The sequence below is a fragment of the Phyllobacterium sp. LjRoot231 genome, assembly GCF_964253365.1.
In the GTDB taxonomy this organism is placed as follows: Bacteria; Pseudomonadota; Alphaproteobacteria; order Rhizobiales; family Rhizobiaceae; genus Phyllobacterium.
Window position 1 is genome coordinate 187976 of record NZ_CAXUQT020000005.1, and the last position, 25505, is coordinate 213480.

The 25505-nt window shown below is 56.7% G+C and carries 25 protein-coding genes and 1 pseudogene; 17 read left to right on the plus strand and 9 right to left on the minus strand.

Annotated elements, in window-relative coordinates; translation table 11 throughout:
• Positions 1-2 precede the first annotated feature (2 nt).
• Genes ACSQ3H_RS31750 through ACSQ3H_RS31760 form a run of 3 tightly spaced genes read right to left on the minus strand, consistent with a single transcriptional unit; the run spans position 3 to position 2691 of the window.
• Positions 3-863: an alpha/beta fold hydrolase gene (locus ACSQ3H_RS31750; protein WP_436121010.1), complete on the minus strand. Its 861-nt coding sequence runs from the start codon at positions 861-863 to the stop codon at positions 3-5.
• Positions 864-865: 2 nt separating this feature from the next.
• Positions 866-1543, minus strand: a complete 678-nt coding sequence (locus tag ACSQ3H_RS31755; protein ID WP_436121011.1) for an RraA family protein — start codon at positions 1541-1543, stop codon at positions 866-868.
• A 38-nt stretch (positions 1544-1581) separates the two neighbouring features.
• A complete protein-coding gene (locus ACSQ3H_RS31760; RefSeq protein WP_436121012.1) occupies positions 1582-2691 on the minus strand; it encodes a zinc-dependent alcohol dehydrogenase in 1110 nt (369 codons plus the stop codon).
• Between the two features lie 152 nt (positions 2692-2843).
• On the opposite strand from ACSQ3H_RS31760, the gene ACSQ3H_RS31765 reads away from it, so the two are divergent.
• Positions 2844-3140, plus strand: a complete 297-nt coding sequence (locus ACSQ3H_RS31765) for a hypothetical protein (protein ID WP_436121013.1) — start codon at positions 2844-2846, stop codon at positions 3138-3140.
• A gap of 54 nt (positions 3141-3194) precedes the next feature.
• Here the strand turns inward: ACSQ3H_RS31765 and ACSQ3H_RS31770 are convergent, their stop codons facing one another.
• From ACSQ3H_RS31770 to ACSQ3H_RS31785, 4 genes are all read right to left on the minus strand, one after another.
• Positions 3195-4238, minus strand: a complete 1044-nt coding sequence (locus ACSQ3H_RS31770; RefSeq protein ID WP_436121014.1) for an amidohydrolase family protein — start codon at positions 4236-4238, stop codon at positions 3195-3197.
• Positions 4239-4304: 66 nt separating this feature from the next.
• Positions 4305-5168, minus strand: coding sequence for a hypothetical protein (locus ACSQ3H_RS31775; protein ID WP_436121015.1), 864 nt, complete (start codon positions 5166-5168; stop codon positions 4305-4307).
• 139 nt (positions 5169-5307) lie between these two features.
• On the minus strand, positions 5308-5847 hold the full coding sequence (locus ACSQ3H_RS31780; RefSeq protein WP_436121016.1) for a chromate transporter: 540 nt from the start codon (positions 5845-5847) through the stop codon (positions 5308-5310).
• A gap of 133 nt (positions 5848-5980) precedes the next feature.
• Positions 5981-6418 (minus strand): chromate transporter, encoded by a 438-nt coding sequence (locus ACSQ3H_RS31785; RefSeq protein WP_436121017.1) that lies wholly within the window; start codon positions 6416-6418, stop codon positions 5981-5983.
• Positions 6419-6897: 479 nt separating this feature from the next.
• On the opposite strand from ACSQ3H_RS31785, the gene ACSQ3H_RS31790 reads away from it, so the two are divergent.
• The 13 genes from ACSQ3H_RS31790 (at position 6898) to ACSQ3H_RS31850 (ending at position 21375) form a co-directional block, all read left to right on the plus strand.
• Positions 6898-8409: a tripartite tricarboxylate transporter permease gene (locus ACSQ3H_RS31790; protein ID WP_436121018.1), complete on the plus strand. Its 1512-nt coding sequence runs from the start codon at positions 6898-6900 to the stop codon at positions 8407-8409.
• Positions 8406-8939 (plus strand): tripartite tricarboxylate transporter TctB family protein, encoded by a 534-nt coding sequence (locus ACSQ3H_RS31795; RefSeq protein WP_436121019.1) that lies wholly within the window; start codon positions 8406-8408, stop codon positions 8937-8939. Before ACSQ3H_RS31790 ends, ACSQ3H_RS31795 begins: the two co-directional genes overlap by 4 nt.
• 126 nt (positions 8940-9065) lie before the next feature.
• Positions 9066-10070 (plus strand): Bug family tripartite tricarboxylate transporter substrate binding protein, encoded by a 1005-nt coding sequence (locus tag ACSQ3H_RS31800; RefSeq protein ID WP_436121020.1) that lies wholly within the window; start codon positions 9066-9068, stop codon positions 10068-10070.
• Between the two features lie 78 nt (positions 10071-10148).
• Positions 10149-11927, plus strand: coding sequence for a thiamine pyrophosphate-binding protein (locus ACSQ3H_RS31805; RefSeq protein ID WP_436121021.1), 1779 nt, complete (start codon positions 10149-10151; stop codon positions 11925-11927).
• A gap of 33 nt (positions 11928-11960) precedes the next feature.
• Positions 11961-12821: an NAD(P)-dependent oxidoreductase gene (locus ACSQ3H_RS31810; protein ID WP_436121022.1), complete on the plus strand. Its 861-nt coding sequence runs from the start codon at positions 11961-11963 to the stop codon at positions 12819-12821.
• 98 nt (positions 12822-12919) lie between these two features.
• Positions 12920-14146: a hypothetical protein gene (locus ACSQ3H_RS31815; RefSeq protein ID WP_436121023.1), complete on the plus strand. Its 1227-nt coding sequence runs from the start codon at positions 12920-12922 to the stop codon at positions 14144-14146.
• A gap of 74 nt (positions 14147-14220) precedes the next feature.
• Positions 14221-15726, plus strand: coding sequence for an ethanolamine ammonia-lyase reactivating factor EutA (locus ACSQ3H_RS31820; protein WP_436121024.1), 1506 nt, complete (start codon positions 14221-14223; stop codon positions 15724-15726).
• Between the two features lie 20 nt (positions 15727-15746).
• On the plus strand, positions 15747-16742 hold the full coding sequence (locus ACSQ3H_RS31825; protein ID WP_436121025.1) for a LysR substrate-binding domain-containing protein: 996 nt from the start codon (positions 15747-15749) through the stop codon (positions 16740-16742).
• A 72-nt stretch (positions 16743-16814) separates the two neighbouring features.
• Positions 16815-17459 carry a YjbE family putative metal transport protein gene (locus tag ACSQ3H_RS31830; RefSeq protein ID WP_436121026.1) on the plus strand — a complete coding sequence of 215 codons (645 nt, stop codon included), beginning with the start codon at positions 16815-16817 and terminating at the stop codon, positions 17457-17459.
• Between the two features lie 123 nt (positions 17460-17582).
• A complete protein-coding gene (locus ACSQ3H_RS31835; protein WP_436121027.1) occupies positions 17583-18542 on the plus strand; it encodes a Bug family tripartite tricarboxylate transporter substrate binding protein in 960 nt (319 codons plus the stop codon).
• A gap of 27 nt (positions 18543-18569) precedes the next feature.
• Positions 18570-20072 (plus strand): tripartite tricarboxylate transporter permease, encoded by a 1503-nt coding sequence (locus ACSQ3H_RS31840; RefSeq protein ID WP_436121028.1) that lies wholly within the window; start codon positions 18570-18572, stop codon positions 20070-20072.
• The gene (locus ACSQ3H_RS31845) at positions 20069-20587 is read left to right on the plus strand and encodes a tripartite tricarboxylate transporter TctB family protein (protein ID WP_436121029.1); all 519 of its coding nucleotides are present in this window, start codon (positions 20069-20071) and stop codon (positions 20585-20587) included. Before ACSQ3H_RS31840 ends, ACSQ3H_RS31845 begins: the two co-directional genes overlap by 4 nt.
• Before the next feature lie 32 nt (positions 20588-20619).
• The gene (locus tag ACSQ3H_RS31850; RefSeq protein WP_436121030.1) at positions 20620-21375 is read left to right on the plus strand and encodes a class II aldolase/adducin family protein; all 756 of its coding nucleotides are present in this window, start codon (positions 20620-20622) and stop codon (positions 21373-21375) included.
• Between the two features lie 23 nt (positions 21376-21398).
• Here ACSQ3H_RS31850 and ACSQ3H_RS31855 read toward each other — a convergent pair whose 3' ends face one another.
• Positions 21399-21683 carry an acylphosphatase gene (locus ACSQ3H_RS31855; protein WP_436121031.1) on the minus strand — a complete coding sequence of 95 codons (285 nt, stop codon included), beginning with the start codon at positions 21681-21683 and terminating at the stop codon, positions 21399-21401.
• Between the two features lie 186 nt (positions 21684-21869).
• Here ACSQ3H_RS31855 and ACSQ3H_RS31860 point away from each other — a divergent pair, with 186 nt between their 5' ends.
• Together ACSQ3H_RS31860 and larA are read left to right on the plus strand one after the other, a co-directional pair.
• Positions 21870-22307: an ATP-binding cassette domain-containing protein gene (locus tag ACSQ3H_RS31860; protein ID WP_436121032.1), complete on the plus strand. Its 438-nt coding sequence runs from the start codon at positions 21870-21872 to the stop codon at positions 22305-22307.
• 99 nt (positions 22308-22406) lie between these two features.
• Positions 22407-23699, plus strand: a complete 1293-nt coding sequence (gene larA, locus ACSQ3H_RS31865) for a nickel-dependent lactate racemase (protein WP_436121033.1) — start codon at positions 22407-22409, stop codon at positions 23697-23699.
• Positions 23700-23703: 4 nt separating this feature from the next.
• On the opposite strand, the gene ACSQ3H_RS31870 is transcribed toward larA, so the two are convergent.
• Positions 23704-24456 carry a FadR/GntR family transcriptional regulator gene (locus tag ACSQ3H_RS31870; protein WP_436121034.1) on the minus strand — a complete coding sequence of 251 codons (753 nt, stop codon included), beginning with the start codon at positions 24454-24456 and terminating at the stop codon, positions 23704-23706.
• Positions 24457-24578: 122 nt separating this feature from the next.
• On the opposite strand from ACSQ3H_RS31870, the pseudogene ACSQ3H_RS31875 reads away from it, so the two are divergent.
• Positions 24579-25489 (plus strand): annotated as a pseudogene (locus ACSQ3H_RS31875) (NAD(P)-dependent oxidoreductase).
• The last annotated feature ends 16 nt before the right edge of the window (positions 25490-25505 follow it).

A 25505-nucleotide genomic window follows, 5' to 3' on the forward strand; every position in this document is an offset into this window, starting at 1 on the left:
GGTTAGGTGCGTCCGGCGTTGGCCTGCAGAAACGCAATCACCCTAGCATTGCAGTTGGCGGCATTCTGGTCGGACACGGGCACATCCCAATAGCTGGATCCTGGGATGCATTCCTGCAGATAGCGTGCCGCTGATGTCGCGTGGGAGGCATCTGCGCCCGGAATAATAAGCGCCGGAATATCTAGACAGAGCAGATCCTCCGGTTCAGCACCCGGCGAAGTATCGCGGTCCAGCAGCGTTCGCACCATCCCGGTTACTATCGCCTTGTAGTGATCGAGATTCAGCCGCGAATATTTCTCCGCGAAGTCTGGAAAATTGCGGATAACCGATACCCAGGGGCCGCCTCGCGGATCTGCACCGAAAGCCTTGTTGCCTTCCTTTGCCAGGCTGACGACAGCTTCGAGCCCGTTCTGGTTGACGAAAGCGAGATGTTCGGCAAAACGCTGATGACCTGTCATGCGATACCTTGCCCCGCCAACCGGCCAAAACAGGATCATGCTCAGCGTCTTTTCGGGATAGGTCGCACCGAAGGCCGAAACTGCGCTGCAGCCCATGCATCCGCCCATCAGATGGGCTTTCTCAATACCGAGATGATCGAGCAGTCCCTTGCCCTGTTCGACATAGTGCGACCAGGTTATCCGCTCGACGCGACCGCCGGATTGTCCGGTCTCGCGCCTATCGAAGACGATGCAGCTGTAGTTTTTGGAAAGCTCGTCCAGAAATTTGATCTGTGCATAAATACCTTGAGTAGACCACTTTTCGATCGTCGCGTCGAAGCCTCCCGGCGAATACATAAGCAAAGGCTCACCCGAGCCGATAACTTCGTAGCGCGTCGATATTCCGTCGATGGTGGCCGTCGCCATTTTCAAACTCCCTCGCAACCAAGTCGCTTCAGGCTTTCATCGACCCAAAGCTTAGGATCGAGCTTGCCGGCGAGCGTATTGGCCACCGTTTTGGTTTCCGCTTCGTTTTTGGCCTTGGCGAGCGGATAGATCTCGCCAGTCAGTTCGTACGGAACACAGAGCAGTCCGTCGTCGTCACCTATGATCAGGTCACCTGGGTTGATGACCATTCCATCGAGCGAGATCGGCACGTTGATTTCGCCCGGACCGTCCTTGTATGGGCCGCGATGCGTGATACCTGCTGCGAAAACCGGAAAGCTGTTGTTCTTGATCCAACCATAGTCGCGAACTGCGCCGTTTATCACAACGCCGGCAACGCCGATTTGTATGGCGTGCGAAAGCATCATCTCGCCGACAAGCGCATTTGACAACTCTCCGCCGGCATCGACGACGATCACGTCGCCGGGCTTCGCCATCAGCAGCGCCTTGTGAACCATCAGATTGTCGCCCGGCCGAGTCTTCACCGTGAAAGCCGGTCCCGCCAAAGGCCCGCCAGCGTGAAGCGGACGGAGATTTGGTCCGCCAGCGGTCAGCCGCGACATGACATCGCTGACATTGGCCACGGGCAGCTCGCGAAACTGCCTGACGGTCTGTTCGTCAACCCTGCGTGTCCGTCCGAGTATTCGAAATCCATGTGCCATGGCGGCTTTCCTTTCCAGGTTCTGCTGAAATATCGAGGCTATTCCCAAGGTAACAGTGAGGCATGGATCACATCGGGCACGCCGTGTCCGCCGACAGACAGGATGGCAAGGGCCGCATCCTTCAACCCGAAACGGTGGGTGGTGATTTTTTCGAGATCGAAGCGTTTGGAGGCGATCTGTTCGAGAGCGAGTTCACACGCCTGGTAGCTGTGGCCTCGGGCACTCTTGAGCGTGATCGCCTTGACGGTCATCTTCTCAAGGGGAAAGTTCGGAAATTCCTTCATTTCGCCCTGAACCAGAATAGTGCCGGCTTTCCGCACCAAAGCCTCGACGCCTAGCAGGATTGGAATGGTACCGGCACCGGCTGTACAATCCAGTGAGACATCAACGCCTTTTCCGCCGCTAATCTCCATGATGCGAGCAAGCGGGTCTTCTTTCTGCACATCGATGACGTAGTCGGCTCCGAGCGACTTTGCCACTTCGAGGCGAGCGGCATCCTTGGTGGTTCCAGTGACGATGATCAGCGAGGCGCCCGCCTGTTTGCAAATGACGGTCTGCGACAATCCTTGTTGTCCCGGCCCCTGAATCAACACCGTGGAATTATAACCGACATTGGAATCAAACAGCGACCACTCGACACCGTTGGCCATGGGGGTCACCAGACCGGCAAGTTCGGGTGTCACGCCGGCGGGGACGCGGTGTACCACGGCATTCCACGGCAGATAGACGTATTGCGCAAAGCCTCCCCAAAGATGCGGGGCTCGTTCCGCGCTGGTATATCCGTAGCGGATTCCGTCCGGATTATTGCGCCAATCGGTGTTTTCGCAATGCCGGTATTGACCCTGATGGCACCATTTGCATTTGCCGCACATGACATAATGCTCGACAAACACCAGGTCGCCTTCCTTGAAGCCCTTGCGCCGGGTGAATTCGCGTCCTGCCTTCGCGATATAGCCAATATTTTCATGCCCCATGATGGTCGGGGCATTGGACGGCGGCGTCTTGAACAGCTTGACGTCGGTTCCGCAAATACCCGCCACTTCCATCTTGAGGAGCGCCGCGTCATCGGGAATATCGGGCATTGGATATTCGCGGATTTCCATCTGGCTTGGCCCGGTGCGGACGGCAGCTAAGACTTGTTCTGTCATTTCAAACTCCCTGGAAATTCTCGTCGCTGACTGGCGAACGTGCATTTGGTTCAGCGATGTATTGCTGCGCTCCGTTTTGACAAATTGGCGGTTGTCAGCCTATGTAGGTGCCTGGAACCGGCAGCGTTTGCGCCGGTCCTCAGGTTGAAATCATGCTCAAATCCGCTATTCCCGACCGCGAAAAACTTACCGCCATCAGGCGCGTAAAGACCTGGACGGTTGAACGCTTCGGCCTCTCGCAGGATATGACTGTCTCCGCGGTGGAGGTCGCCTGTGGGTTGCCCGGATGCCCGCCGCTCGAAACCATTGTGACGTTCTGGACAACGAGCGAGAGCCGGCATGCATTCAAGGTGTTCAAACCCATCATTGAGGTCACGTCGGAAGACTTGCCGCCGTCGTGGATGAAGCAGGCGATGGTCTCGAACGGCGACGACCTCTCCTGTTGTTAGACGGATGGGCGATCTGAAGATGTCGCACCTCGTGATCGCAGCAATATTCATTGGTCAGTTCACTGGCTTGGCGGGGTGACCGCGTTTCGTCAGTTGCGCGTCAAGCCGCGGATAAACGCGCCGTGCATTGCCTTCAAAGATCTTGTAACGGCTTGGCTCGTCCAGCGTCTCGAGCTGATCGATATAGCACTTCGTGTCGTCATAGTAATGGCCAGTCTCGGGGTCGATACCCTTGACCGCGCCCAGCATTTCCGAGGCGAACAATATGTTGTCGACCGGGATGACCTTGGCCATCAGTTCGATGCCTGGATAGTGATACACACATGTATCGAAGAAGACGTTCTTGAGAAGGTGGTCAGCCAGCAGAGGTTTTTTCATCTCCTGCGCAAGGCCGCGATAACGGCCCCAATGGAACGGAACTGCGCCGCCTCCATGCGGAATGACGAACTTTAGCGTCGGGAAGTCTTTGAAAAGATCGCCCTGTATGAGCTGCATGAAAGCGGTGGTGTCGCCGTTGATATAATGCGCGCCCGTATGGTGGAAGTTCGGATTGCACGATGATGTCACATGTATCATCGCAGGCACGTCGAGTTCGCACAACTTTTCATAGAGCGGATACCATTGACGGTCGGTAAGCGGCGGGTCAGTCCAGTAGCCGCCGGACGGATCGGGATTGAGGTTGACACCGATGAATCCGAGCTCGTTGACGAGACGCTCCAGTTCCGGGATGCAGTTCTTCGGAGGAGATCCGGGATGCTGCGGCAATTGACCGACGGCGGCGAAATTATCGGGGAGCAGCTTGCAGATCCGATAGATCAAATCGTTGGAAAGCGTAGTCCATTGTACGCTGATAGCTTCGGTTCCCACGTGATGCGCCATGCCCGCAGCCCGGGGCGAAAAGATCGTCAGGTCGCTGCCGCGCTCCCGTTGAAGCTTGAGTTGCGGTTCAACGGACTGCCGCAGCATATCATCGGTGATACCGAGATCCGTACTGGTCGGACGGCGCATCGGATCTGCGAGACCGGCAAGCTGCTTGTCCCGGAACTGGTGCAGTGCCTGGGGTTCCGTGGTGTAGTGACCGTGGATGTCGATAATCATGAAAATTGCCCGGGTTAGGTCAAATGGAGTTGCAGGGTGTGCGGCATCCGCCTGCCAGCGTGGGATTCAAAGTCTCCAGAAAAGTTCATCGACTTCGTATGGGCGTGAACTCAGGCGCTGGTCGAAGGCGTAGTCGAGCAGTGTCTGCATCGCCTTGCGTGTCGCCTCCAGCCTATAGGGCAGGGCGGCCGTCCCCTTTGCTCCGGATTTCTGCCGCGCCTCTTCAAAGAGAGACATCAGTTCGCCCGCGAGCCAGGGATGCTGTTCGAGAAGTTCTTTCCTGACGGAAACAATGTGGTTGACCGGAAATATCCCTGTCTTTTCTGACCACTTCAGTGCTGCATCTTCTGCATCCGCTATAACCGGACGCACATCGGCGGGATCGACATTGCGTTCACCCATAATTGCTGCAAGTTCGCCCGCGAGCAGGAGCTCACGCAGACCCTTGCCGCTGGTGTTGCGAACTGCGTCTTCCGGATCCTTATATTCGGCAACATGGGCATCCTCCATGGTGACCCACGTGATGCGATTGAGGTCAACGCCATATTCGGATTTGAGAATTCCGCGGATCCAGACGCCTGTGGTTTGGGTATAGGCGCGCACACCAACCTTCTTGCCCTGAAGATCAGATGGACCTCTGAGATCCGATCCAGCGGCGCAAACCAGATTGTCATGATGCAGCCGGCGCCAGAGCGGAATAGGAAGTGCCGTAATGGGTTTTCCCAGATCGACGGCCACCAGATGCGTCGTTAATGCCATCTCACTGACATCGAGATCACCGCCCCGAATCATCGTCCGGAAAGCCTTCGGCAGCGGATCGAACTCCCGAAAGTCCAGTTTCAGGCGCGGCGATTGAATAGTCCCATCCTTCAGGGGTTTCACATGATCGTGCTTCCCGACTGCTATCCGCAAAACCAGTGGTTCGACCATTTCTGCTCCCTCCGCAGGTACAACGTAGAAGCATCTGTTCTTCTATAAGGAACTGCGTTCTATTTTACGCATAATACCTTGAATTGCGCGCCGGTCAATTGCGAAGAATGTTCAGAGCCAAATCTGTCTGCCGACACCTCTAAATCTTTCCGAACGCACTAAGACAGAAATAGAGCGCTCCAACGGTGCCAAGAACCGGATAGGGTCCAACCCTTGTCGCGATGAGAAAGGCTGTTGCCACCAGCGTTGTCGCGATCTCAAACAGACTCAGCCCCGCGGACTGAGAAACCGCCAGCCCGCCCGCAACGATTAATCCAACCGCAATAGGCGTCAGCCCTCGCTCCACGGCGCGGCCCCAAGGGGACAGGCGGTGCCGTTGCCACCAGCTGCCAAACACGCAGATCAGCGCCGACGACGGGATAAATATTGCCAGCGTGCCAATGACCGCTCCCCAGAAGCCGCTGATTCCCCACCCGATAAGTGCGACGATAAGGGTGCTGGGACCGGGAGCAGCGCGCGAAATGGCGTAGAGATCAGTGAATTGCTGGCTCGTCAGCAGATGCTGTACCTCAACCGTCTGATGCTGCAGGCTTGCCACGATTGTCTGGCCGCCGCCGAATGAGACGAGTGACAGGGGAACGCATAGCAGGACAAGGCCAAGAAGTTTGCTGTCATCCATGTTTCTTGTCCGTTCTCAAAAGATAAGACGGCAAAACGCTCGGAGGGATGGTGGCGAATACCACGGGAACGAGCGGCCAGCGCAACACGCCGACCATCGCGAATACTGAAAGGGCGATAATGATCGGGACCGTTTACCCGTGCAGTCGCCGCGCAGTTTTCATACCCATCGTCAACGTCGACGCAATTCCGACGCAGGCAAGTCCGCGCAGGACGGAATGTGTCTCCGGATAATTTTTCAATTGCTGATAAATGGTACTCAGCAGGATGATAACGGCAAATGCAGGGGCAATCATTGCGAACGTCGCTATGACTGCACCAGGCAAGCCACGCAGCTTCAAGCCGATATAGACGGCGAGATTGACGGGATTGGCGCCGGGCAATATCTGGGCGATGGTTTGTGTTTGCAAGAAATTCTCATCGGTCATCCAGCCGCGTCGTTCGACAATTTCCCGATAGGTCCAGGCGGCCATTCCACCTCCAAAGGACGAAGTACCGAGTTTCAGGAATGACACGAGCAAGGATGCGAGCGATGCGTGTAGTTGGTTAGTCTCATCGACGCGTTGTTCCAAGAAATCTCCTCCCGGCCGTGACTACAGCCACCACTTGACCCTGTCCGGTGTGCCGAAGCAAAACAGACATGCGCCTGATGAATCGTTGTGGATCGTGATGACGCCCGAAGCGGCGACGCACGGACTCATAAAAATCACATAAAAACTTTGCGCCGAACCTGTAGGAAGTCCACGCTATTTCGCCTTAACGGCCAACTAAGGAAAACTTAGTGCACTCCGATTTTCCCTTATTTGCCAGGAGATGGCGACAGACGCGTCAACGGCCTCGCAGTGTCAGCCCGCACAAAAACAACTGGACTAAGCGTAATATTTTGCTTTGGACAAAATGACTTGGTTTACCCCTAATTGCGGGGTCGCTGCCGTTTTAGCCAGCGCAACAATTGTGCATGCGCCGTGCTCGTGGAGGAGTTTAGCGGCGATTGCACGATGGATCGCAATCCAAGATTGCTGTTCCGTTGGATGGGAGGATTGATACTGTAATGATCGAGACCATGTTTGCCGCGCTCTACGGCCTTGTGAGCTCGCCCCACATCATGGGCCTCATGCTGATCGCCGTGATCTTCGGATTGCTGGTCGGTGTCACGCCCGGTATTGGCGGGAAGCTTTCCATCGCAATGGCCATTCCGTTTGTATACGGCATGGACAAGGTTTCGGGAGCGGTGTTCCTGCTGACGATGCACGCCGTTAACGGCACGAGCGGCCAGATATCCAGTATCATGTTCGGTATCCCCGGCGACGGCGATGATGCGGCCACTACACTTGATGGATACCCGCTTGCCAAGCAAGGACAGGCCGCGCGGGCGCTTGGCGCCAGCATTACCGCTTCCGGTGTTGGTGGCATCATTGGAGCGATCGTATTCGCCATCATGATACCGGTTCTCGAGCCTGTCATTCTTATGTTCAGTCCGGCCGAGTTCTTTCTGATTGCGTTGCTTGGCATAAGCTTCATCGCGTTTCTCTCGAGCGGCAAGAAGATCGTCAAGGGTCTGATCGTCGGCTTCTACGGCTTGATGTTGTCGACCATCGGCATGGATCCGATCACTGGTACCCCGCGCTATGCGGGCGATATGCTGTTCCTCTGGGATGGCGTCAGTCTCGTCACCGCCGTACTCGCCCTTTTCGCTGTGCCAGAAATGATCGCCCTCAGTACGAAAGGCGGTGCCATTTCCGCGGTGCCGATGGACAAGGGTTTCAACTATCAGCAATTGCTTTCGGGCGTGATGGAAGTGCCGCGCCATTGGTGGCTCGTCCTGCGTACCTCGGTCATCGGTGCCGTGATAGGCATGATCCCCGGACTTGGCGGTTCGACTGCTGCCTGGCTTTGCTATGGCCATGCGGTGCAAAGCTCGAAGACGCCGGAGCGTTTCGGCAAAGGAGCTATCGAAGGTGTTATTGCGCCGGAGACCGCGAGCAACGGCAAGGAGGGCGGTTCGCTGCTCCCAACCCTTTTCTTCGGCATCCCAGGTAGTTCTGGAATGGCTGTGCTGCTCGGAGCATTCCTCATTCTCGGCATTCAGCCGGGTGCGACGATGGTCACGCAACACCTTGACCTCGTCTGGACACTGATTTGGGCACTGGTCGTCGGCAATCTGATTGCGGTCAGCATCCTGCTCGTCGTCTGTCGCTGGGTCGCTGTTCTCACCTTTGTAAATGGCCGCTATCTGGTGCCGTTCATTCTCGTCTTCGTGTCACTCGGCTGCTTCGTCAGTGACTACCAGTGGCAAAACCTGATCGTCCTCGTACTGTTCAGCGCGATTGGTTACGGATTCCTTCGCGCTGGCTGGCCACGGTCTCCTTTCGTGATCGGTCTGGTTCTTGGAGGCAAAGCGGAAGCATCACTCAATCAGGCGCTGCAGCTCTGGGGTTACAGCTTCTTCCTGCGGCCTATTTCGCTTGTCCTGATCACCATGATCGTTGGACTGATGGTCTACGCGTTCTATCGCAATTTCCGGCCGCATCGCGCGAATTCAAGCGTTGGAGTGAACCTATGAAACTCAGCTTCAGCACTTGGCTCACCTTTGTCATGCTTGCGATTTTCGGCACGATGGTAGCTATGGCCACCCAGTTCCCGCCCAACGCACGGTTCATGCCATTCGTGGTTGGCATACCGGGAATTGGGCTGTGTCTGCTGCAACTCGGCATGGACCTGTTGCGCGCACCCGGCAGTCAATTGGCCGAAAGCTTCCAACCGGCATCAAAGGCGGGCGTTCCGGCCAATCTGGTACCCGAGGAAGAGCCTGAGTTCGGTCCGCACACCGTGTCGCGCGAACTGACGATGTGGGCTTACTTTGTCGGCTTTATCGCGGCGGTTCTCGTCTTCGGCTTCTATGTGAGCGTGCCTGTGATGCTGCTGATGTTCTTGCGCCGCGAGGCAGAAGCAAGCTGGAAATTCGCGTTGTTCCTGGCCGCTGCCGCGACGTTGGTCCTTTATCTGATGTTCGGCTTGGTGCTGCATGTCCAGCTTCACCATGGTTTCGTGACACCGGTCATCCTGCGCAGCTTCGGATTTGAAATCAGCTGAGAGAACGAGCCACGGGAGGTGGTCCGCCACGGACGGTTTGGCTCAACAACGGAACCGAGCCGTCGCTTTTGTAAGACAGTAGACGATTTCTGCCGAAACAAGGCAGTTCAATTGGGAGGGAAAAGAATGATTAAGCAGTCAATTCGCGCGGCAGCTTTTGGTGCCGCCATAGTCGCCGGGCTCGGGTCCGGGATAGCGTTGGCGGACGATGCCGCCGACTTCTACAAGGGAAAAACCGTCACCTACATTGTCGCGACAGCCCCTGGTGGCGGCTACGATACGAACGGCCGTCTCATCACGGAGTTCATGCAGAAACGCCTGCCGGGATCGACCTTTGTTGTGCAGAATATGCCCGGTGCAGGTCATCTCATCGGCACCAACTACATCTACGCTTCCGAACCGGACGGATTGACCTTCGGTACCTTCAACACTGGCCTTATCTACGGTCAGTTGACCGGCGATCCGGGTATAAAGTTCGACCTGACCAAGATGTCCTGGATCGGCAAGGTATCCTCTGATCCGCGCGTCATAGTGGTTTCCAAGGATTCCGGCATCACGAGCTTCGATCAACTGAAGAACCTCAAGAAGCCGATAAAGTTTGCCGCGGCCGGTGTTGGCAGCGCGTCGACGATCGAGACAACGATGCTGGTCAAGTCCCTCGATCTGCCAATTCAGGTGATCACCGGCTACAATGGCAACGAAGATCAGCTCGCAATGCGTCGCGGGGAAGTGCAAGGCATTGTGGGCTCACGTTCGACATTCCAGCAGTTTGTCGATGACGGCAATGGCAAGTTCATCGCCCAGATCGGTGGCTCCGAGACCGATGTTCCGCAGCTATCCTCGATGGTTACGAACGAGGAAGGCAAGAAGGCCATCGCACTCGTCGAATCGCAGAGCAACATTTCCCGATTGACGGCCGGACCTGCAGGCATTCCAGCCGATCGCCTGAAGGTATTGCGCGATGCCTACGCCGCGGCAACATCCGATCCCGAATTCATCGCCAAGGCCAAGACGCTCGGCTTGCCGCTTGATCCGCTGATCGGCGATGCCGTAGGCGACTCTGTCAAGACGGCCATGGATCAGACACCGGAAATCGTGCAGTTCCTTAAAGACTCGCTGAAGCCGGAATAGCAGACCTTTCTGCCGAAATGGGGCGACCGGACCACGCTGGTCGCCCAAATTTTTGATCGAACAGAACAGGGACTAAGGATGGATAGCTCAGCGCCGGCAACGTCAGTGACGCAGAACGACGGACTTGGATGGCAATCCGATATTATTGCTGACCTGATCAGGCAATATGGGTTTCCCTTTATCACGCTCAATCCTGGCGCCAGTTATCGCGGGCTGCATGATTCACTCGTCAACCACAATGGCGATGAGCCGCCAATGCTGCTTTGCCAGCATGAGAAGATTGCAGTTCAGATCGCGCACGGCTACGCCAAGGCATCGGGTCAGCCATTAGCTGTGATTGTACACAATGTCGTTGGTCTCCTGCACGCCACCATGGGCATCTACTACGCTTATACGGATCGCGCGCCCGTCTTCGTTATCGGCGCCACCGGACCGATGGATGAGGGCAAGCGGCGGCCCCGGGTCGATTGGGCTCACACGGCGAATGTGCAAGGGACGCAGATCCGCGACTACGTAAAGTGGGATTATCAGCCGGGTGGCATGGGCGGCGTTGTCGACAGTTTTGCACGGGCCTATTCCATCATGATGACTGAGCCACAAGGCCCGATCTACATGTGCTACGACGCCGCCCTGCAGGAAGCGCCGCTTTCCGAGCCGATTGCGCTGCCCTCGCTCAAATCCACAAAAACTCCGAGCCGGATCGCTCCGGATCCTGCTGCACTTGAAGAAGCTGCCGACCGCTTGGTAGCAGCGGATTGGCCGGTGCTCGTTCCGCAGTTCGTCGGTCGTGACAAGAACGGTTATTCGGACATGGTTGCCCTTGCGGAGACGCTAGGCGCACCGGTTGCGGATACGCAGTGGCGGCTGAATTTTCCGCCCGAACATCCACTCGATATGCGGATGAACCGGGACGTATTCAAACAGGCCGACCTGATTACTCTGCTCGACTGCCGGGATTGGGAGCGTCCGACACACGAGAACGACCGTATAAATCGCACGCTGAAGCCGCTTTTCCCGGAGCATTGCGAGTGGCTCGACATCGGGTTCGCCGATATCGAGATCTCGAAATGGGCAACCGACTATCAGCGCTTCCCCGAATGCGCCCAGCGCGTGCTGGCTGATACCGCTCTCGCCCTGCCTGCACTGACATCGATCATTGGCAAGCGGGCCAAGGACGACGCGAAACTTGCTCGGAAGATTACGGAGCGCGGGCAGGCTGTTGCTGAAATGCATGACGCACAGCGTGCGAAATGGCGCGAACAGGCAAAGGCCGATTGGGATGCAAGCCCGATTACTCTGCCACGGCTCGCCACGGAAGTCTGGAACAAGATCCAGCATGAGGATTGGGTTCTCACGACCAACGCATTCGAGGACTGGGCGTTGAAGCTCTGGGATTTCGACCGCTCCTATCGCTGGCCCGGAAAGGCGCTTGGAACCGGAACGCAGATCGGCATGGCCACAGGCGTGGCGCTGGCTCATCGTGGCACCGGACGTCTCGTTGTCGATTGCCAGACCGACGGCGATCTGTTGTTCGATGTCGGCGCCCTTTGGTTTGCAGCCAAACACAAAGTTCCGTTCCTCTGTGTGATGCACAACAACCGCGCCTATTACAATGATTGGGAGCACCAGATCACCGTGGCGCGCCAGCGCGGAACACCCGTTGACCGCGCTTATATCGGCATGGATATCATGGATCCCGCTCCGGATTTTTCAACGATCGCGCGCGGATTCGGCTGGTACGCGGAAGGTCCGATCGAAGATGCCAAGGACATTGCAAGCGCGCTCGATCGGGCTATAGCCCAGGTCAAGAGCGGGGTGCCAGCGCTCGTGGACATCATCACGCAACATGCAGGGTGAACCGATGCCCTATCGATTTATCTGGAGGCAGACATGAAGGTTGGAGTGGTGGGAGTTGGAGAGATGGGCCTTGCGATGGCGGGCCACATACTCGACGATGACATCGAAGTTGCAGTTTTCGATGTCAATCGCGAAAAGCTTGAAATGGCTCGCGAGCGCGGCCTCATAACGAAGGAAAGCCTCGCCGCACTTGCTCAAACGACGGATGTGTTCATTCTAGTTGTGGCAACGGACGAGCAAGTCATCGATGTTGCCGAAGAGCTGGCCGACAGGGCCTCCGATGGAGCGACCATCGTCGTTGCCGCCACCATCAGCCCCGAGACGATGCTACAGCTGGGACCGCAGATCGAAGCCAAGGGCAAGCGGCTCGTTGACGCGCCAGTCGTCTACGGAGCGTCCGGCGCGCGCGAGGGCACACTGCTTTCGCTGTGCGGGGGTTCGGAACAGGATATCGAGCGCATCCGGCCAGTGCTGATGTCCTACAGCCGCGATGTCATTCATGTTGGACCGCGTGGGGCGGGTCAGATCGCCAAATCCTGCAACAATCTCCTGCATTGGGTGCATTGCGTGGCCAACTTCGAGACGCTGCTAATCGCCAAGCGTTATGGGATCGACGCACAGCGAATGCGCGAAGTCCTGCTGCAATGTCCGGGAACCAACGGCACCCTCAGCAGGTGGGACAGCACGCGCTTCACCTGGCAGGAAAAGGATATGGATGTGACGCTGGATCTTGCCCAGAAGGGTGGCCTGATGTTGCCGCTTTCCGGACAAGTCGATCAGATCATCAAGACCTTGCACGCCGATGATGTGAAAGCTCTGCTGTATGGGCCTGAAGCAAGCTATCTCGGCAGGGTGGTGCGACCATTATCCGTGTCAGAAGGCGGGGTTGGTTGACGGGAAGATGCTTTTTCCGAAACGGCGGTACCGAGTCTTCCGCAAAAAACAGATACTTCCCCGATCAGGAATGGAAACGTAAATCGAGAGTGAGTTCTATGGCGACCAGTGCTGAAAAAGCGACCCTTGGTTCTGGACCCGTTGCGGTTCAGGATCCGAACAATTCGAAATTTCTTGTAGATCCCTACAAGGATTGGGCAACTGGAGAGGGAATCCCTATCCATTTCAATTTCGGCCATGACTTGCTCGAACTCGAGACAGGACCATGGGATCGTTACGATGCTCGCGGTTGTTTTGCACACACGGTGGGTATGGGCGACTTCATGGCAAATTATGTCATTGAGGTTTTGCCCGGCCGCAAGACAAGTCCAGTCAAACACCTCTATGAAGCATTCTTCTTCGTGCTTGCCGGCTACGGCTCGACGACGGTCTGGTTACCAAATGGCGAAGTCCGGACCTTCGAATGGGGTCCGAAGGCGCTCTTTGCGATACCGCTCAATTGCACTTATCAGATTCACAATGGATCTGGCCGTGAACCAGTACGTCTGTCATGTACCAACGATGCACCGCTGAGCATAAATCTTTATCATAATCTGGATTTCATCTTCAAAAACGATTTCGCCTTTCCCGAAAGAACCGGGCAGTCGAAGCATTTCGAAGGCGAGGGTGTGCTTTATTCTTACGGAACGGAATCAGCCCGCAAGATCCAGAACGTCTGGGAGACCAATTTCGTGCATGATCTCACCAGCTTCAAGCTTTATGAATTCGAAGGAAGAGGTAAGGGATCGTTGAACGTCAACTTCGTGCTTGCCGATGGTACAATGCATGCGCACGTATCCCAGATGCCTGTGGGGCGTTATAAGAAGGCGCATCGCCATGCCGCTGGCACGCACGTTCATGCGGTCGACGGCACGGGCTATTCGCTGCTCTGGTACGAGGGTGAATCAGAGTTCAAGGAATTCCCGTGGAAGCACGGGTTCATGTATACGCCGCCATTCTGGATGTACCATCAGCATTTCAATACCGGCCCTGAGCCAGCGCGCTATGTCGCTTGCAGCCTCGGAAGCCGCCGTTACCCCTTCATCTCGCTGCGTCGTAAAAGCGCCGAGGGCAAGGGCGCGACATCCGTCAAGGACGGCGGACGCCAGATCGAGTACGAGGATCAGGATCCGCGCGTTCATCGCAAATTCCTGGAGGCGCTCAAGGAGACGGGTGTGCCTTCCGCCATGGGCGACACATTTGATGAAGCCGCCGTGATGGCGTTGCCAAAAGACTCGCTGACCGGTGTCATCAAAACTCCTATTCTGGTTGGACCGGCCATCTAGCTTTCGTCGATGGAAGTCGTGCTTGACGAGCACGCCTTCCACCGCAATTTGCATCGCATAACAGGAGCAACCGCGTGCACGATTTTGATCTCGACCACGAGCATGAGGACCTGTCCGAATCGGATCAGCTGGCAATTGCCAGATCGATCTGGGAGCAGGAAAACCTCGAACTTCTCACCGTTGGTATCGATATCGGCAGTTCCACCTCGCACCTGCTTTTTGCTCGTATCGTTCTGCAGCGGGAGAAGGATGATCTGTCGAGCCGGTTTGTCGTTGTCGAACGCACTGTTCTGTGGCGATCGCCCATCCTCCTTACGCCGTTCCTGCCAGACGGTACGATTGATGCCCATGAGCTTCGCCACTTCTTCCATCACTGCTATCACGATGCCGGCTACAAGCGGGCCGATGTCGATTCAGGCGCGGTCATTCTTACGGGCGAGGCTATAAAGCGAACGAACGCCCGCGCGATCGATGAAATATTCGCCAGTGAATCAGGAAAATTCGTTTGTGCGACTGCGGGTCACAAACTTGAATCCATCTTGGCTGCTCATGGATCCGGGGCGACCGCCTTGTCCAGGAAGCGGAACGCCTGCGGCCTTCACGTCGATATCGGTGGAGGTACGACTAAACTTGCTCTGATCGACAAGGGCGAAATCCTCAGCGTGGCTGCCTTTGCTGTCGGGGGGCGGTTGCTGGCGAAAGATCAGCATGGAAAATGGTCCCGTATCGACGAGTCAGCGAGGATTGTTGCCCAGTCGCTTGGTATCGACATTATGGGAAATGAACTGTCCGGTGAAGCCGCGAGGCAAGCCATCACAAAGCGGCTGGCTGCGCTTGCAGTGGACCAGATTCTGGGAATGCCGCTTGACGACCTCGGTCAGAAACTACTGCTGACCGATGCTTTGAATAGTACCGTCGCTCCCACTTACATCACGTTTTCCGGTGGGGTCTCTGAGTATATTTTCGGCTATGAAACTGATGATCACGGAGACATCGCCAAAAATCTGGCACAGGAAATTGTGGCGCAGCTTAGCCCCCGCATCGACGTGCCTGTCATAGATGCAGGGCAACGCATTCGCGCGACGGTAATTGGTGCATCGCAGTTCACCGTTCAGGTCAGCGGTAAAACGCTCTACATCAGCGGTTTGGAGGCACTGCCGGTCCACAACATGCCGGTCATCCACCTCGGCATGGCCTTGCCGGGAACCATCAATTCTGGCGAGATAGCCAAGGCTTTCAAATCCAGTGCCGAACGCCAGGATCGTGATTTGTCTTCGCCGGTGGCACTCGCATTCTCTTGGAGTGGGTTGCCTGACTATCAGCGCCTCCTGGCGATGGCTACGGCCATCAAGACGGTTGCAGCGCCGGCAGGTCAACGCCAGGAACTGCTGGTGCTGGTGATCGACGGCGATGTCGGGCAGACGATCGGCCGCATTCTCGAGAAAGAACTGGATCTCGGAACTAATCTTGTTTCCATCGATGGCGTCCAACTCAAGGATCTGGATTTCGTCGATCTCGGCGAGTTTATTGATCCGCCTGGTGTCATACCTGTTGTTATAAAATCGCTGCTTTTTTCGTGATCTGCGGCGCTTGGTAGCTAATGGTAAAGGCCCCGGAAATAAACCAGTTAGCCGGCAACGCTCGATCGAGTTTCGATCGGCTTGATCTCAATGACATCGTCATATTCACACGTGTTGTACAACATGGCAGTTTCACTGCAGCTGCAAAGATGTTTGCGAAGTCGCCGTCCTATATGAGCAAACATGTTACCCAACTCGAAAATGCGCTTGCGCTCACATTGCTGCATCGCTCGACGCACAAGGTGTTTCTCACCGACGCCGGCAGTGTGCTGTTCGAACATTGCGTCCGGATACTCGCGGAACTTGATGCAGCCAAAGCAGACGCCAGCGGGCTTAGCAGCGAGTTGATTGGAAGTTTGCGGATACATACCACACCGGGGGTAGGGCAGGGCCTGGTCGTCCCGGCGATCATCGATTTCAATACCGAATACCCGGCCGTGAAGGTGGAACTGACCGTCAGTGTCAGTTCGGTGAGCCTGATGGAGAGAGGGGTGGACGTCGTTGTCGGGAGCCGTCAATTCGACGACGACGAATCTTTTCATAGCGGTCTTTTCGAACGCAAGCTCGGCCCGGCTCCCTATGCCATCTGCGCAGCACCAGGTTATTTTGCCCGTTATGGAATGCCCATCCAACCGCGAGACCTTCAAAACCACAATTGTCTCGTCCATATGACGCAGAAGCGAGACCCCAAGACATGGCATATCAAATTCGATGGTGAGGAAGTCGGCGTTCCCGTCGATGGAACGTTTCATTCCAACCTTGAGGGGGCGGTCCTGCTCGCGGCACTTGAGGGCGCCGGCATTGTGCGGTTGCCGCTCTATAGTGTTGCTGCAGAAATCCAGTCCGGGCACCTGGCCCCGATCTTTGACGGAGACGTGGTTTCCGATCGGGTAATCAAGGCATTTTATCCCAAGAGTCGGTTCGTACCAAAAAAGGTACGCGCGTTCCTGGCCATCCTCGAGACCAAGTTGAAAACGCTCATGCAGGATTATGAGAAGTCAAACGTCGCCAGTTAGCGCTTGTATCAGGCTGAGGGTTTCCCTGACTGTGATGAGATTTACCTACAACTATAGCGAGAATACGAAACGATGCCGTTCCATTTAGATCAAGGTACCATCGCTGCCTATTTCGAAGTGATCATGATCAATGTTCTCCTTTCGGGAGACAATGTCATCGTGATCGCCATGGCAGCGGCAGGTCTTGCCAACGATCTTCGCGGCAAGGCCATTGCAACTGGCATTGCCGCAGCCGCGGTGATCCGAATCGTTTTCGCGGTAGCGGCTGTCCAGCTTCTTGCGATCACCGGCATCACGCTCGCCGGTGGGTTGCTGCTCTTGTGGATCTGCTGGACAATGCTGCAGGAATTGCGTGCGTCCGGGGACGATGATTATGAAGGCCACCTTGCCACCGCTGATGGCAGCGGCGCGCTCGTAATCAAACCGAAAATGTTCCGGCAGGCCATTTTTCAGATCGTCCTTGCCGATGTTTCCATGTCTCTCGACAATGTCCTGGCGGTAGCCGGTGCGGCCAAGGAGAACATGCACGCGTTGATCTTCGGACTGATCCTGTCGGTACTCCTGATGGGCCTTGCATCGTCATTCGTCGCAAAACTCCTCAACAAATACAAATGGATCGGTTGGATCGGGCTGGCGATCATCGTTTACGTCGCGCTCGACATGGTCTGGCAAGGCAGTAACCAACTCGCGACGCTCTATGGTGTGCACATCGCCTGACGTTGATCTGCAAGCGGGAGCTTGTAAGCGAATTTCTATCGGGCAGACAGCTAAAATTTGTTCTTGTCAGGGGTCTGTCACGATGTGACGTTCCGAACCGGAGGATACGGGAGGAGAGACTTGATGACTAAGCTGCTTGCGGCACTTATCACCTGCATTGGCATGGTGACTGCCTCCGTGGCAATGGCTGCGGATTTTCCAGCCAAGAATATCGAATTCGTCATACCGGTCAGCCCGGGCGGTGGTTTCGACACCTATGTCCGGGCGGTTGCTCCGATCCTGGAGCGTCACCTGCCGCAGTCCGTCAACATCGTGCCAACCAACATCCCGGCTGCTGGTGGCGCACGCGGTGCCGCGCAGGTCTATCGGGCACGGCCCGATGGTTATACGATCGGCATCTTCAATATACCGGGCATGCTGGTTCCACAGATACGCGGCGATAGCGATTTGCAGTACGATCTCAAGAAGATGACGTGGCTAGGCAGTTTCGGCCAGGACGGTTATGGCGTCGGCGTGCCCACAGCTTCGCCTTACAAAACGGTTGCGGATTTGAAAGCGCTTGGGCGCCCGGTGAAGTTCACCGCTTCCGGTCCATCGTCCACAGCCTATTCCGCCACGATGATCGCGACCGACATGCTCCGCATCAAACGTGAAATAATCTCGGGGTACAAAGGCAGCAATGACTATGTGCTTGCTGTTATCCGCGGCGATGGAGACGCTGTGATTGGTCCGCTTCCAGTCATGGAAAAATTCGTCGAATCCGGGGAATTGCGGATCATTGGAACTTTTGAAGAAAAGTCATCGGTAGCCGGCGCCCAGAACGCGATCGAGATGGGGCAGCCAGATCTGTCAAAACTGTCAGTTGGGCGTCTCGTAGCGGGCCCGCCAGATCTGCCACCCGACATAGCGAAAACCCTTTCGGACAGCCTGATGGCGGCAATGCAGGATCCGGCCATGGCAGCATGGTCGCAGCAGAGCGGGATTGCCGTGGAGCCGGGCGATGCCGCAGCTGCCAAAGGAATTCTGGAAGGGCAGTTCAACTTCTACGAGCGTTATAGCCAGTTTCTAGGGCCCGCAAACTAGGCTGTAAATCTGGTTCGAGGAAGATCTATGCTTGATGTCGCGTTAACCGCTGCTGGCAACGTATTTACATTCCAGTCGCTCCTGTTCCTCACGATCGGAATGTTGATCGGGCTTGTCGTTGGTGTCGTCCCTGGCATGGGCGGCACCACGGCGCTGGCGGTGTTTGGCCCGATGACCGTGGGTCTCGATCCATACTCGGCATTGTCGCTGGCCGGGGGGCTGATGGGCGCCGTATCCTTCGGCGGATCTGTCACGTCGATCCTCATCAATCTGCCGGGCGGCGCCCCCAACGCGGCGACGTGTCTCGATGGCTATCCGCTCGCCCAGCAAGGCAAGGCGGGACTTGCCCTCGGGGCCTCCGCGAGCGCCTCTTCTGTTGGCGGTGTGATCGGCGTGTTCACGCTGTTGCTGGTTATTCCGATATCCAAGAAAATCGTGCTCGCTTTTGGTCCGTCCGAATTCTTCCTCCTTGCTACTTTGGGACTGGTGACGATCGCGGCCTGTGCGCCGGGACGGATGCTGCGTGCTATGATCGTCGGCGGCATCGGGTTGCTCTTTGCGTTTATCGGCTTCGACAACGTGAATGGCGGAACACGGTTCACTTTCGGCATCGAGCATTTGTGGGAAGGCATCCCGCTGGCACCCGCAATGATCGGTCTGTTCGCCTTTCCCGAGATGATCGAACTGTCGGCCAAGGGCGGCTCGATCGCGCGGGATAAGGGGCAGGTGGGCCTGACGGGGACGCTCGACGGCGTGTGGGCCTCGTTCAAATATTGGAAAACGCTCCTGCGCGGTTCGCTGATCGGGACGCTGGTTGGGGCCATTCCTGGCGTCGGTGGCACGGTCGCGGCCTTCCTTGCCTATTTCAGCACGGTTCAGGCATCCAAAAATCCGGAAAGCTTCGGCAAAGGCAATATCGAAGGCGTGATAGCACCAGAGGCTGCCAACAACGCCAAGGACGGCGGCAACCTCATCCCGACGTTGGCGTTCGGTATTCCCGGCACAGCGGAGATGGCGGTGCTACTCGGCGTGCTCGTGCTGCATGGAATGGAACCCGGACCGACGATGATCCTGCATCACGAGGCGGAGATCTATGGCCTTATCTTGACGCTTACGCTGTCATCCATTCTGGCATCGGTGATCGGGCTGATGTTGGTGCGGCCTCTGGCGATGATCACACGTCTCGATGCGCATATCCTCGTACCCTCCGTCATCGCGATCTCGTTCGTCGGCGCCTACGCCAATGATTCACTGCCTGGCGATATCGTGCTGGCCTTCGTCTTCGGCGTAATCGGTTATCTACTTATTCGTTTCGACTATCCGCGGTTGCCGCTGGTTATTGCATTGGTACTGGGAGAACTCGCCGAGCGCAGTTTCGCCCAGGCCATGATGATTTCGAGCGGCAGCTGGTCGATCTTCGTCACACGGCCGATTTCTGCGCTGCTGTTTGCCCTGATCGTCATGGCTTTGACCTATCCAATGATCCGCACACTCATGCAGCGGCGAAATTCAGTCGAGGAGGTATCATGAGTGTTCCGCGAAAGAGTTTTTCTGCATTTGCCCAGAATTTTGCGCCTCCGCTGGTCTTTCTCGCCGTCACGCTGGTGTTCATCATTGCGGCCTATGGGTATCCGCCGGCTTCGCGCGAAGTTCCGCTTCTCGTCGGCTATGCGCTGCTCGTGCTGATTGCGCTGGATATCCTTTCGCGAACATCGACTTCGACCGGAGATTTGGTCCGCCGCTATCTCAATCCTGCGAGCGGGCTGCCGGGTGTCCCCAAGGCGGAAGACGAGGAAGGCGAATCTCACCCTTCCGGGCACAAGGAACTGCTGGCAGTCGGCTGGGTTGCCGCATTCACGGCCGGCGTCATGATTGTCGGGATCCTGCCTTCCGTGCCTGCCTACGTCGCATCCTACATGATCGTCGAGGGCCGGAAGAGCGTGAAGTTCAGCATCCTGATCGCAGCTTCGATCGCGCTCTTTCTTTGGCTCAGCTTCGAGATGATTCTTTCCATACCTCTATACCGCGGCATGCTCTTCGAATGATGCGCATGACCTTTCAGTGCCAGGAGCTTTGAATGACCATCAATCAGCAACCCCAATTTGGAACCGTCGAGCAGAGGTTGCGCGAAGAAGTCGCTGCCTGCACACTTATCCTGAACAATCTCGACATTCTTGGCTATAGCGGCCATGTGAGCGCTCGCCTGCCTGATGGTCAGCACTTGTTGATCCAGTCATTCGATCAAAGCCGTGCTTCGCTGCGACCTGACGACCTGTTGATCTGCGATCTCGATGGCACTGTGGTCTCCGGTCCCGAAGGTATTCGCGCCCCGGCCGAAGTTTACCTCCACACGGAAATATTTCGGGCCCGGCAGGACGTTCAGGCTGTCGCCCATTTCCACGATGATCTCGCCACGACATTCACCATAGTCAAGCACAAGCCGCTGCTGCCCGTTAAGAACCATGCGATCCGCTGGGCGAGCGGTATACCTGTTCACCCCGATCCAAGTCATGTGAGCGATGCCACACTTGGACGGGCACTGGCGGAGGCGCTGGGGCAGCACCAGGCGCTGCAGATCAGGGCCCATGGACAGGTGATCGTTGCCGAGTCGGTCAAACATCTGCTGATCGATTCCGTGCATTTCGTCGAGAATGCAAAGGCCCCTTACACGGCGCATGGCCTTGGAGAGGTCGAGCCATTGACACAAGGCGAACTCGAGGACTTTGGCAGGACGTTCAACCGCGACAGGCACGTGGCGAAGCTCTGGAAATATTATGCAGGGCGAGCCATCGATTCAGGCATCATTCCCGCCAGCTGGTCTCACGCGGCCTAAGTGGCTGGCCGCTGCCACGACATCTAAGTTACAATATCGAACCTGTCGGGCGCTTCGCCGGTTCCGATATCTTCGCTCGTGACACTGGAGACGTGTGCTCCGGGCGGACCTTGCCAAAAATTCTGTAGCATCTCGGACACCGCGTCTTCGGTCCCGGCAATCAAGGCAGCGACGGACCCGTCATCCTCATTGCGTACCCATCCGGTAAGCGCGAGTTTCCTCGCCTCCATGCGCGTCCAGACGCGAAAGCTGACGCCTTGGACTTTCCCTCGAATTCTGACCATCGCCAATTTGGGTTTGTTCTGCACCACGGCCTCCCTTGGTGAGACCAGTCTAGTTCGATTCTGAAAAAGGCCAAGCCCGACTGATTCACAGTCCTCCTTGTCGTGACTCACTTCGGCGACTTGACAATTCACGATTGCAGGATTAACAGAGAACATGGTTGTACGACAACCCGGTAAGATTGCAAAGTATGGATCGGGAGGATCTGTATCATGAAATCGGTTCTATTGAGGGGCGCTGTTGTGGCGCTGTTCCTCGGCGCAGTGGCATACCCGGCGCTGGCCCAGGATGCGGCAGATACAATCAAGATCGGCGTGGTCACCGCAGAGTCGGGAGCATTCGTTTCCGCCGGTCACACGCTGCCTGCGGGCGTCGGTCTTGCGGTCAAGGAAATCAATGACGAGGGCGGCATCAAGGTCGGCGACAAGACCCTGAGTGGCGGCCAGCAGCAGATGCTGGCAATCGCACGCGGTCACATGGCACGGCCGCGCATCCTGCTGCTCGACGAACCGTCGCTTGGTCTTTCACCGCTGCTGGTCAAAGAAATCCGGGGATCATCCTCGGTATCGGCGAACGCTTCGGCGCTTCGGTTTTGCTGGTTGAACAGAATGCAGGACTCGCACTTTCGGTTGCAAGCCGGGGGTATCTGATGCAGAACGGACGCATTGCTACATCAGGGCCGATCGCGGAACTCCGAGATATGTCATTGATGCGCGAGCTTTATCTTGGCGGCGTTGCGGGGTAGGTAAATGACAAGCGAGACAATCTCCATATCTTTCGGTCGCGGCCACCTGTCCTTAAGGCTGCCGGAGATTGCGAGACCGACGATTATTCGTAAGCAAGCCTTGCCGAAAATCGCCGATCAGGCAGGCGCCATTACCTCGGCGCTGAATGAGTCGATCGGATCGCCGCCGCTGGCCGAACTTGCGCGCGGACGCAAAAGTGCCTGCATTCTCATCTGTGATATCACGCGCCCGGTACCAAATCGGCTGTTTCTGCGCCCGATGATCGAAACCATGATCGAAGCGGGGGTTCCCCGTGACAAGATCGTCGTTCTCATTGCCACCGGCTTGCACAGGCCCAACCTCGGTGACGAGCTTGCCGAGCTTGTCGGCGATCCCTGGGTGCTCGAAAACGTGCGGGTGGAAAATCACTATGCCCGCAACGAGGAAGATCATATCGACCTCGGGCCGACGGCGACGCGGGGAACTCCGGTCAAGCTGGACCGGCGGTTCGTGGAAGCCGACCTGCGCATTGCGACCGGTCTTGTCGAACCGCATTTCATGGCCGGCTGGTCGGGCGGGCGAAAGGTAATTGCGCCGGGTGTTGCCCATCATGAGACGATCCGCACGTTCCATTCGGCCCGTTTCATGGAAGATCCGCTCGCGGTCCAGTGCAATCTGATCGGCAATCCGCTGCACGAAGAGCAACTGGAAATCGTCCGGATGCTTGGCGATGTTTATGGACTCAACACAGTCCTTGATGAAGATCGCGATCTGGTGTGCGTCACCTTTGGTGAGATCATCGCGAGCCATGCGGCGGCCGTAGCCTTTGTCGGTGAAGTTACGCAGATTGCGTCGCCGCGAAAGTTTTCGACCATCGTTACGTCGTCGGCCGGCTATCCGCTCGACAAGACCTACTACCAGACGATCAAGGGCATGGTTACACCGCTCGATATACTTGAACCCGGCGGCACACTCATCATCGCGTCCGAATGTTCGGAAGGTTTTGGCTCAACCGAGTTTCGCGAGGCTCAGACACGTCTTGTCGATCTCGGACCCCAGCGCTTTCTTGCCACACTTACCGCGAAAAACCTTGCTGAAATCGACGAGTGGCAAACCGAGATGCAGTTGAAGCCAATGCGGCTCGGGCGTGTCGAACTCTATACCACCGGATTGTCCGGTGATGACCGGACGCTAACAGGCGTTCACATGATTGACGATATTGGCAAGGCGATCGAAAGAAGCATCGCCCAGAGCGGCGATACAGCTGTCGCGATCATACCGGAGGGCCCCTATGTCGTTCCGCGTTTCGCCGCCTGACAGTTCAGCTGCCGCCTCTTCGCGCGCGGTCACGCAGCTCGACGAAGCGGGCGGAGCTTTTGGTCAGATGCGTGCGAACGGCTTTTTGAGCAGCGCGTTCATCCTGGTCGCGGATCGCCGACAGGATCGCGCGATGTTCGCGCTGCATGCGGGCAATGTGTTTCTGCCGTTCCGCAGCGTCCATCGTGTCGAACCTGACCCATTGGCGCGGGACCATGGCGCTGCCGAAGGTGTCGAACAGCCGGGCATAGTAGGAGTTCTGGGTTGCAACAAGAATAGCCCGGTGGAAGGCGAAATCCTCTTCAGCACCCGGACTACCCGCCTGGATGGATTTCTCAAGAGCATCAAGTCTCGACGCCATCCGCTCCACATCGTCTTGCGTGCGACGCTGCGCAGCAAGTCCCGCAGCCTCGACCTCGATACCCATCCGCAGTTCGAGGATACGGAGCACGTCATCGATCGATTCAAGGTCCGTCGGTATGATGGAAAAGGATCTGGGCGTCGGATCGTCGGAAACAAACGCTCCAAGACCTTGCCTGGTAGTGATGAGACCTTTGGCGCGGAGCGAAGCCAGAGCCTCGCGCACAACTGTGCGGCTGACACCGGTCGCCGTCATGATCGCCTGTTCGGTCGGCAGACGCTGACCAGGAGCAAGATCGCCCGATTCGATCTGGGCAATCAGCGCATCCACCAATCCACTGCGCAGATTGGGCGTCTGCTGGATCGTGTTGAAAAGTGCGGTCTCCGTCTCCTTCATCGTCTGGCACGACCTTCTTTGGGAATCGCATTGCAAGATTTTATGACAATGTTGCTATCGCAACGAACGGAAAAAAGCAAAACGGGCGTGGTCCACACGATCACCAACCTTGGGAGGACAGCATGAAAGACAGGGTCGGCTTCATTGGACTGGGCAATATGGGGTCGGGCATGGCCACTAACCTGCTTGCCAAGGGTTGGCCGCTGACTGTTTTCGCACATCGCAGCCGTGAGGCACTGGAGCGGTTGGTCAAGAACGGCGCGACAGAGGCTGCGACGCCGAGGGAACTCGCGCTTGCCTCGGATGTCGTCATACTCTGCGTTACGGGTTCGCCCCAGGTCGAACAGGTTCTTAAGGGCGCGGACGGATTGCTTGCAGCGGGTAAAGAGCTGTTTATCATCGATTGCTCAACGTCCAATCCCGCAATAACCGCGCAATTGGCAACGGAATTGGAGGCGCAGGGCAGTATTCTGGTCGATGCACCGCTTGCCCGCACGCCGAAAGAAGCAGCGGAAGGGCGCTTGACATCATGATAGGCGGATCTTCAGAAATGGTGGCGCGGGCAAGGCCAATCCTCGAGGCGTTCGCCGCGCGCATCATCCACACGGGACCGACGGGCAGCGGCCACACGATGAAGCTTCTCAACAACTTCCTTTCGATGGGCTATGCCACAATCTATTCAGAGGCGCTTGCACTTGGTGCGAAGGCGGGGTTGACGCCTCAGGTTTTCGACAGCGTCATACGCGGTAGCCGGATGGATTGCGGGTTCTATCAGGCCTTCTTCGAATTCGTACTCAACCGCAATGAGAACGCGCAACGATTTGCCATGGTCAACGCGCTCAAGGACATGTCTTATCTCGCCTCCTTCGCGCAGGCGGCCTCGATCGCCAATCCCATCGGCGCCGCTGTGCGCAATTCCTTCGCGACCGCGGTAGCAACTGGACATGGCGAGGAGTTCGTGCCTGCATTGTCCGATGTCGTAGCAGGTCTCAATGGTGTATCGCTGACCGGCCCGGCATCATCTGCCGATTGACAGGAATTCGAATTTC

Bases quoted from the DNA above. Each gene is read 5' to 3' on its own strand.
- ACSQ3H_RS31795 (WP_436121019.1), top strand. From the start codon at position 8,406: ATGAAACTCAGCTTCAGCACTTGGCTCACCTTTGTCATGCTTGCGATT.
- ACSQ3H_RS31840 (WP_436121028.1), top strand. From the start codon at position 18,570: ATGCTTGATGTCGCGTTAACCGCTGCTGGCAACGTATTTACATTCCAG.
- ACSQ3H_RS31870 (WP_436121034.1), bottom strand. From the start codon at position 24,456: ATGAAGGAGACGGAGACCGCACTTTTCAACACGATCCAGCAGACGCCC.
- larA (WP_436121033.1), top strand. From the start codon at position 22,407: ATGACAAGCGAGACAATCTCCATATCTTTCGGTCGCGGCCACCTGTCC.
- ACSQ3H_RS31780 (WP_436121016.1), bottom strand. From the start codon at position 5,847: ATGGATGACAGCAAACTTCTTGGCCTTGTCCTGCTATGCGTTCCCCTG.
- ACSQ3H_RS31790 (WP_436121018.1), top strand. From the start codon at position 6,898: ATGATCGAGACCATGTTTGCCGCGCTCTACGGCCTTGTGAGCTCGCCC.
- ACSQ3H_RS31830 (WP_436121026.1), top strand. From the start codon at position 16,815: ATGCCGTTCCATTTAGATCAAGGTACCATCGCTGCCTATTTCGAAGTG.
- ACSQ3H_RS31805 (WP_436121021.1), top strand. From the start codon at position 10,149: ATGGATAGCTCAGCGCCGGCAACGTCAGTGACGCAGAACGACGGACTT.
- ACSQ3H_RS31760 (WP_436121012.1), bottom strand. From the start codon at position 2,691: ATGACAGAACAAGTCTTAGCTGCCGTCCGCACCGGGCCAAGCCAGATG.
- ACSQ3H_RS31800 (WP_436121020.1), top strand. From the start codon at position 9,066: ATGATTAAGCAGTCAATTCGCGCGGCAGCTTTTGGTGCCGCCATAGTC.
- ACSQ3H_RS31750 (WP_436121010.1), bottom strand. From the start codon at position 863: ATGGCGACGGCCACCATCGACGGAATATCGACGCGCTACGAAGTTATC.
- ACSQ3H_RS31845 (WP_436121029.1), top strand. From the start codon at position 20,069: ATGAGTGTTCCGCGAAAGAGTTTTTCTGCATTTGCCCAGAATTTTGCG.
- ACSQ3H_RS31765 (WP_436121013.1), top strand. From the start codon at position 2,844: ATGCTCAAATCCGCTATTCCCGACCGCGAAAAACTTACCGCCATCAGG.
- ACSQ3H_RS31850 (WP_436121030.1), top strand. From the start codon at position 20,620: ATGACCATCAATCAGCAACCCCAATTTGGAACCGTCGAGCAGAGGTTG.
- ACSQ3H_RS31810 (WP_436121022.1), top strand. From the start codon at position 11,961: ATGAAGGTTGGAGTGGTGGGAGTTGGAGAGATGGGCCTTGCGATGGCG.
- ACSQ3H_RS31860 (WP_436121032.1), top strand. From the start codon at position 21,870: ATGAAATCGGTTCTATTGAGGGGCGCTGTTGTGGCGCTGTTCCTCGGC.
- ACSQ3H_RS31770 (WP_436121014.1), bottom strand. From the start codon at position 4,238: ATGATTATCGACATCCACGGTCACTACACCACGGAACCCCAGGCACTG.
- ACSQ3H_RS31755 (WP_436121011.1), bottom strand. From the start codon at position 1,543: ATGGCACATGGATTTCGAATACTCGGACGGACACGCAGGGTTGACGAA.
- ACSQ3H_RS31835 (WP_436121027.1), top strand. From the start codon at position 17,583: ATGACTAAGCTGCTTGCGGCACTTATCACCTGCATTGGCATGGTGACT.
- ACSQ3H_RS31825 (WP_436121025.1), top strand. From the start codon at position 15,747: ATGGTAAAGGCCCCGGAAATAAACCAGTTAGCCGGCAACGCTCGATCG.
- ACSQ3H_RS31775 (WP_436121015.1), bottom strand. From the start codon at position 5,168: ATGGTCGAACCACTGGTTTTGCGGATAGCAGTCGGGAAGCACGATCAT.
- ACSQ3H_RS31815 (WP_436121023.1), top strand. From the start codon at position 12,920: ATGGCGACCAGTGCTGAAAAAGCGACCCTTGGTTCTGGACCCGTTGCG.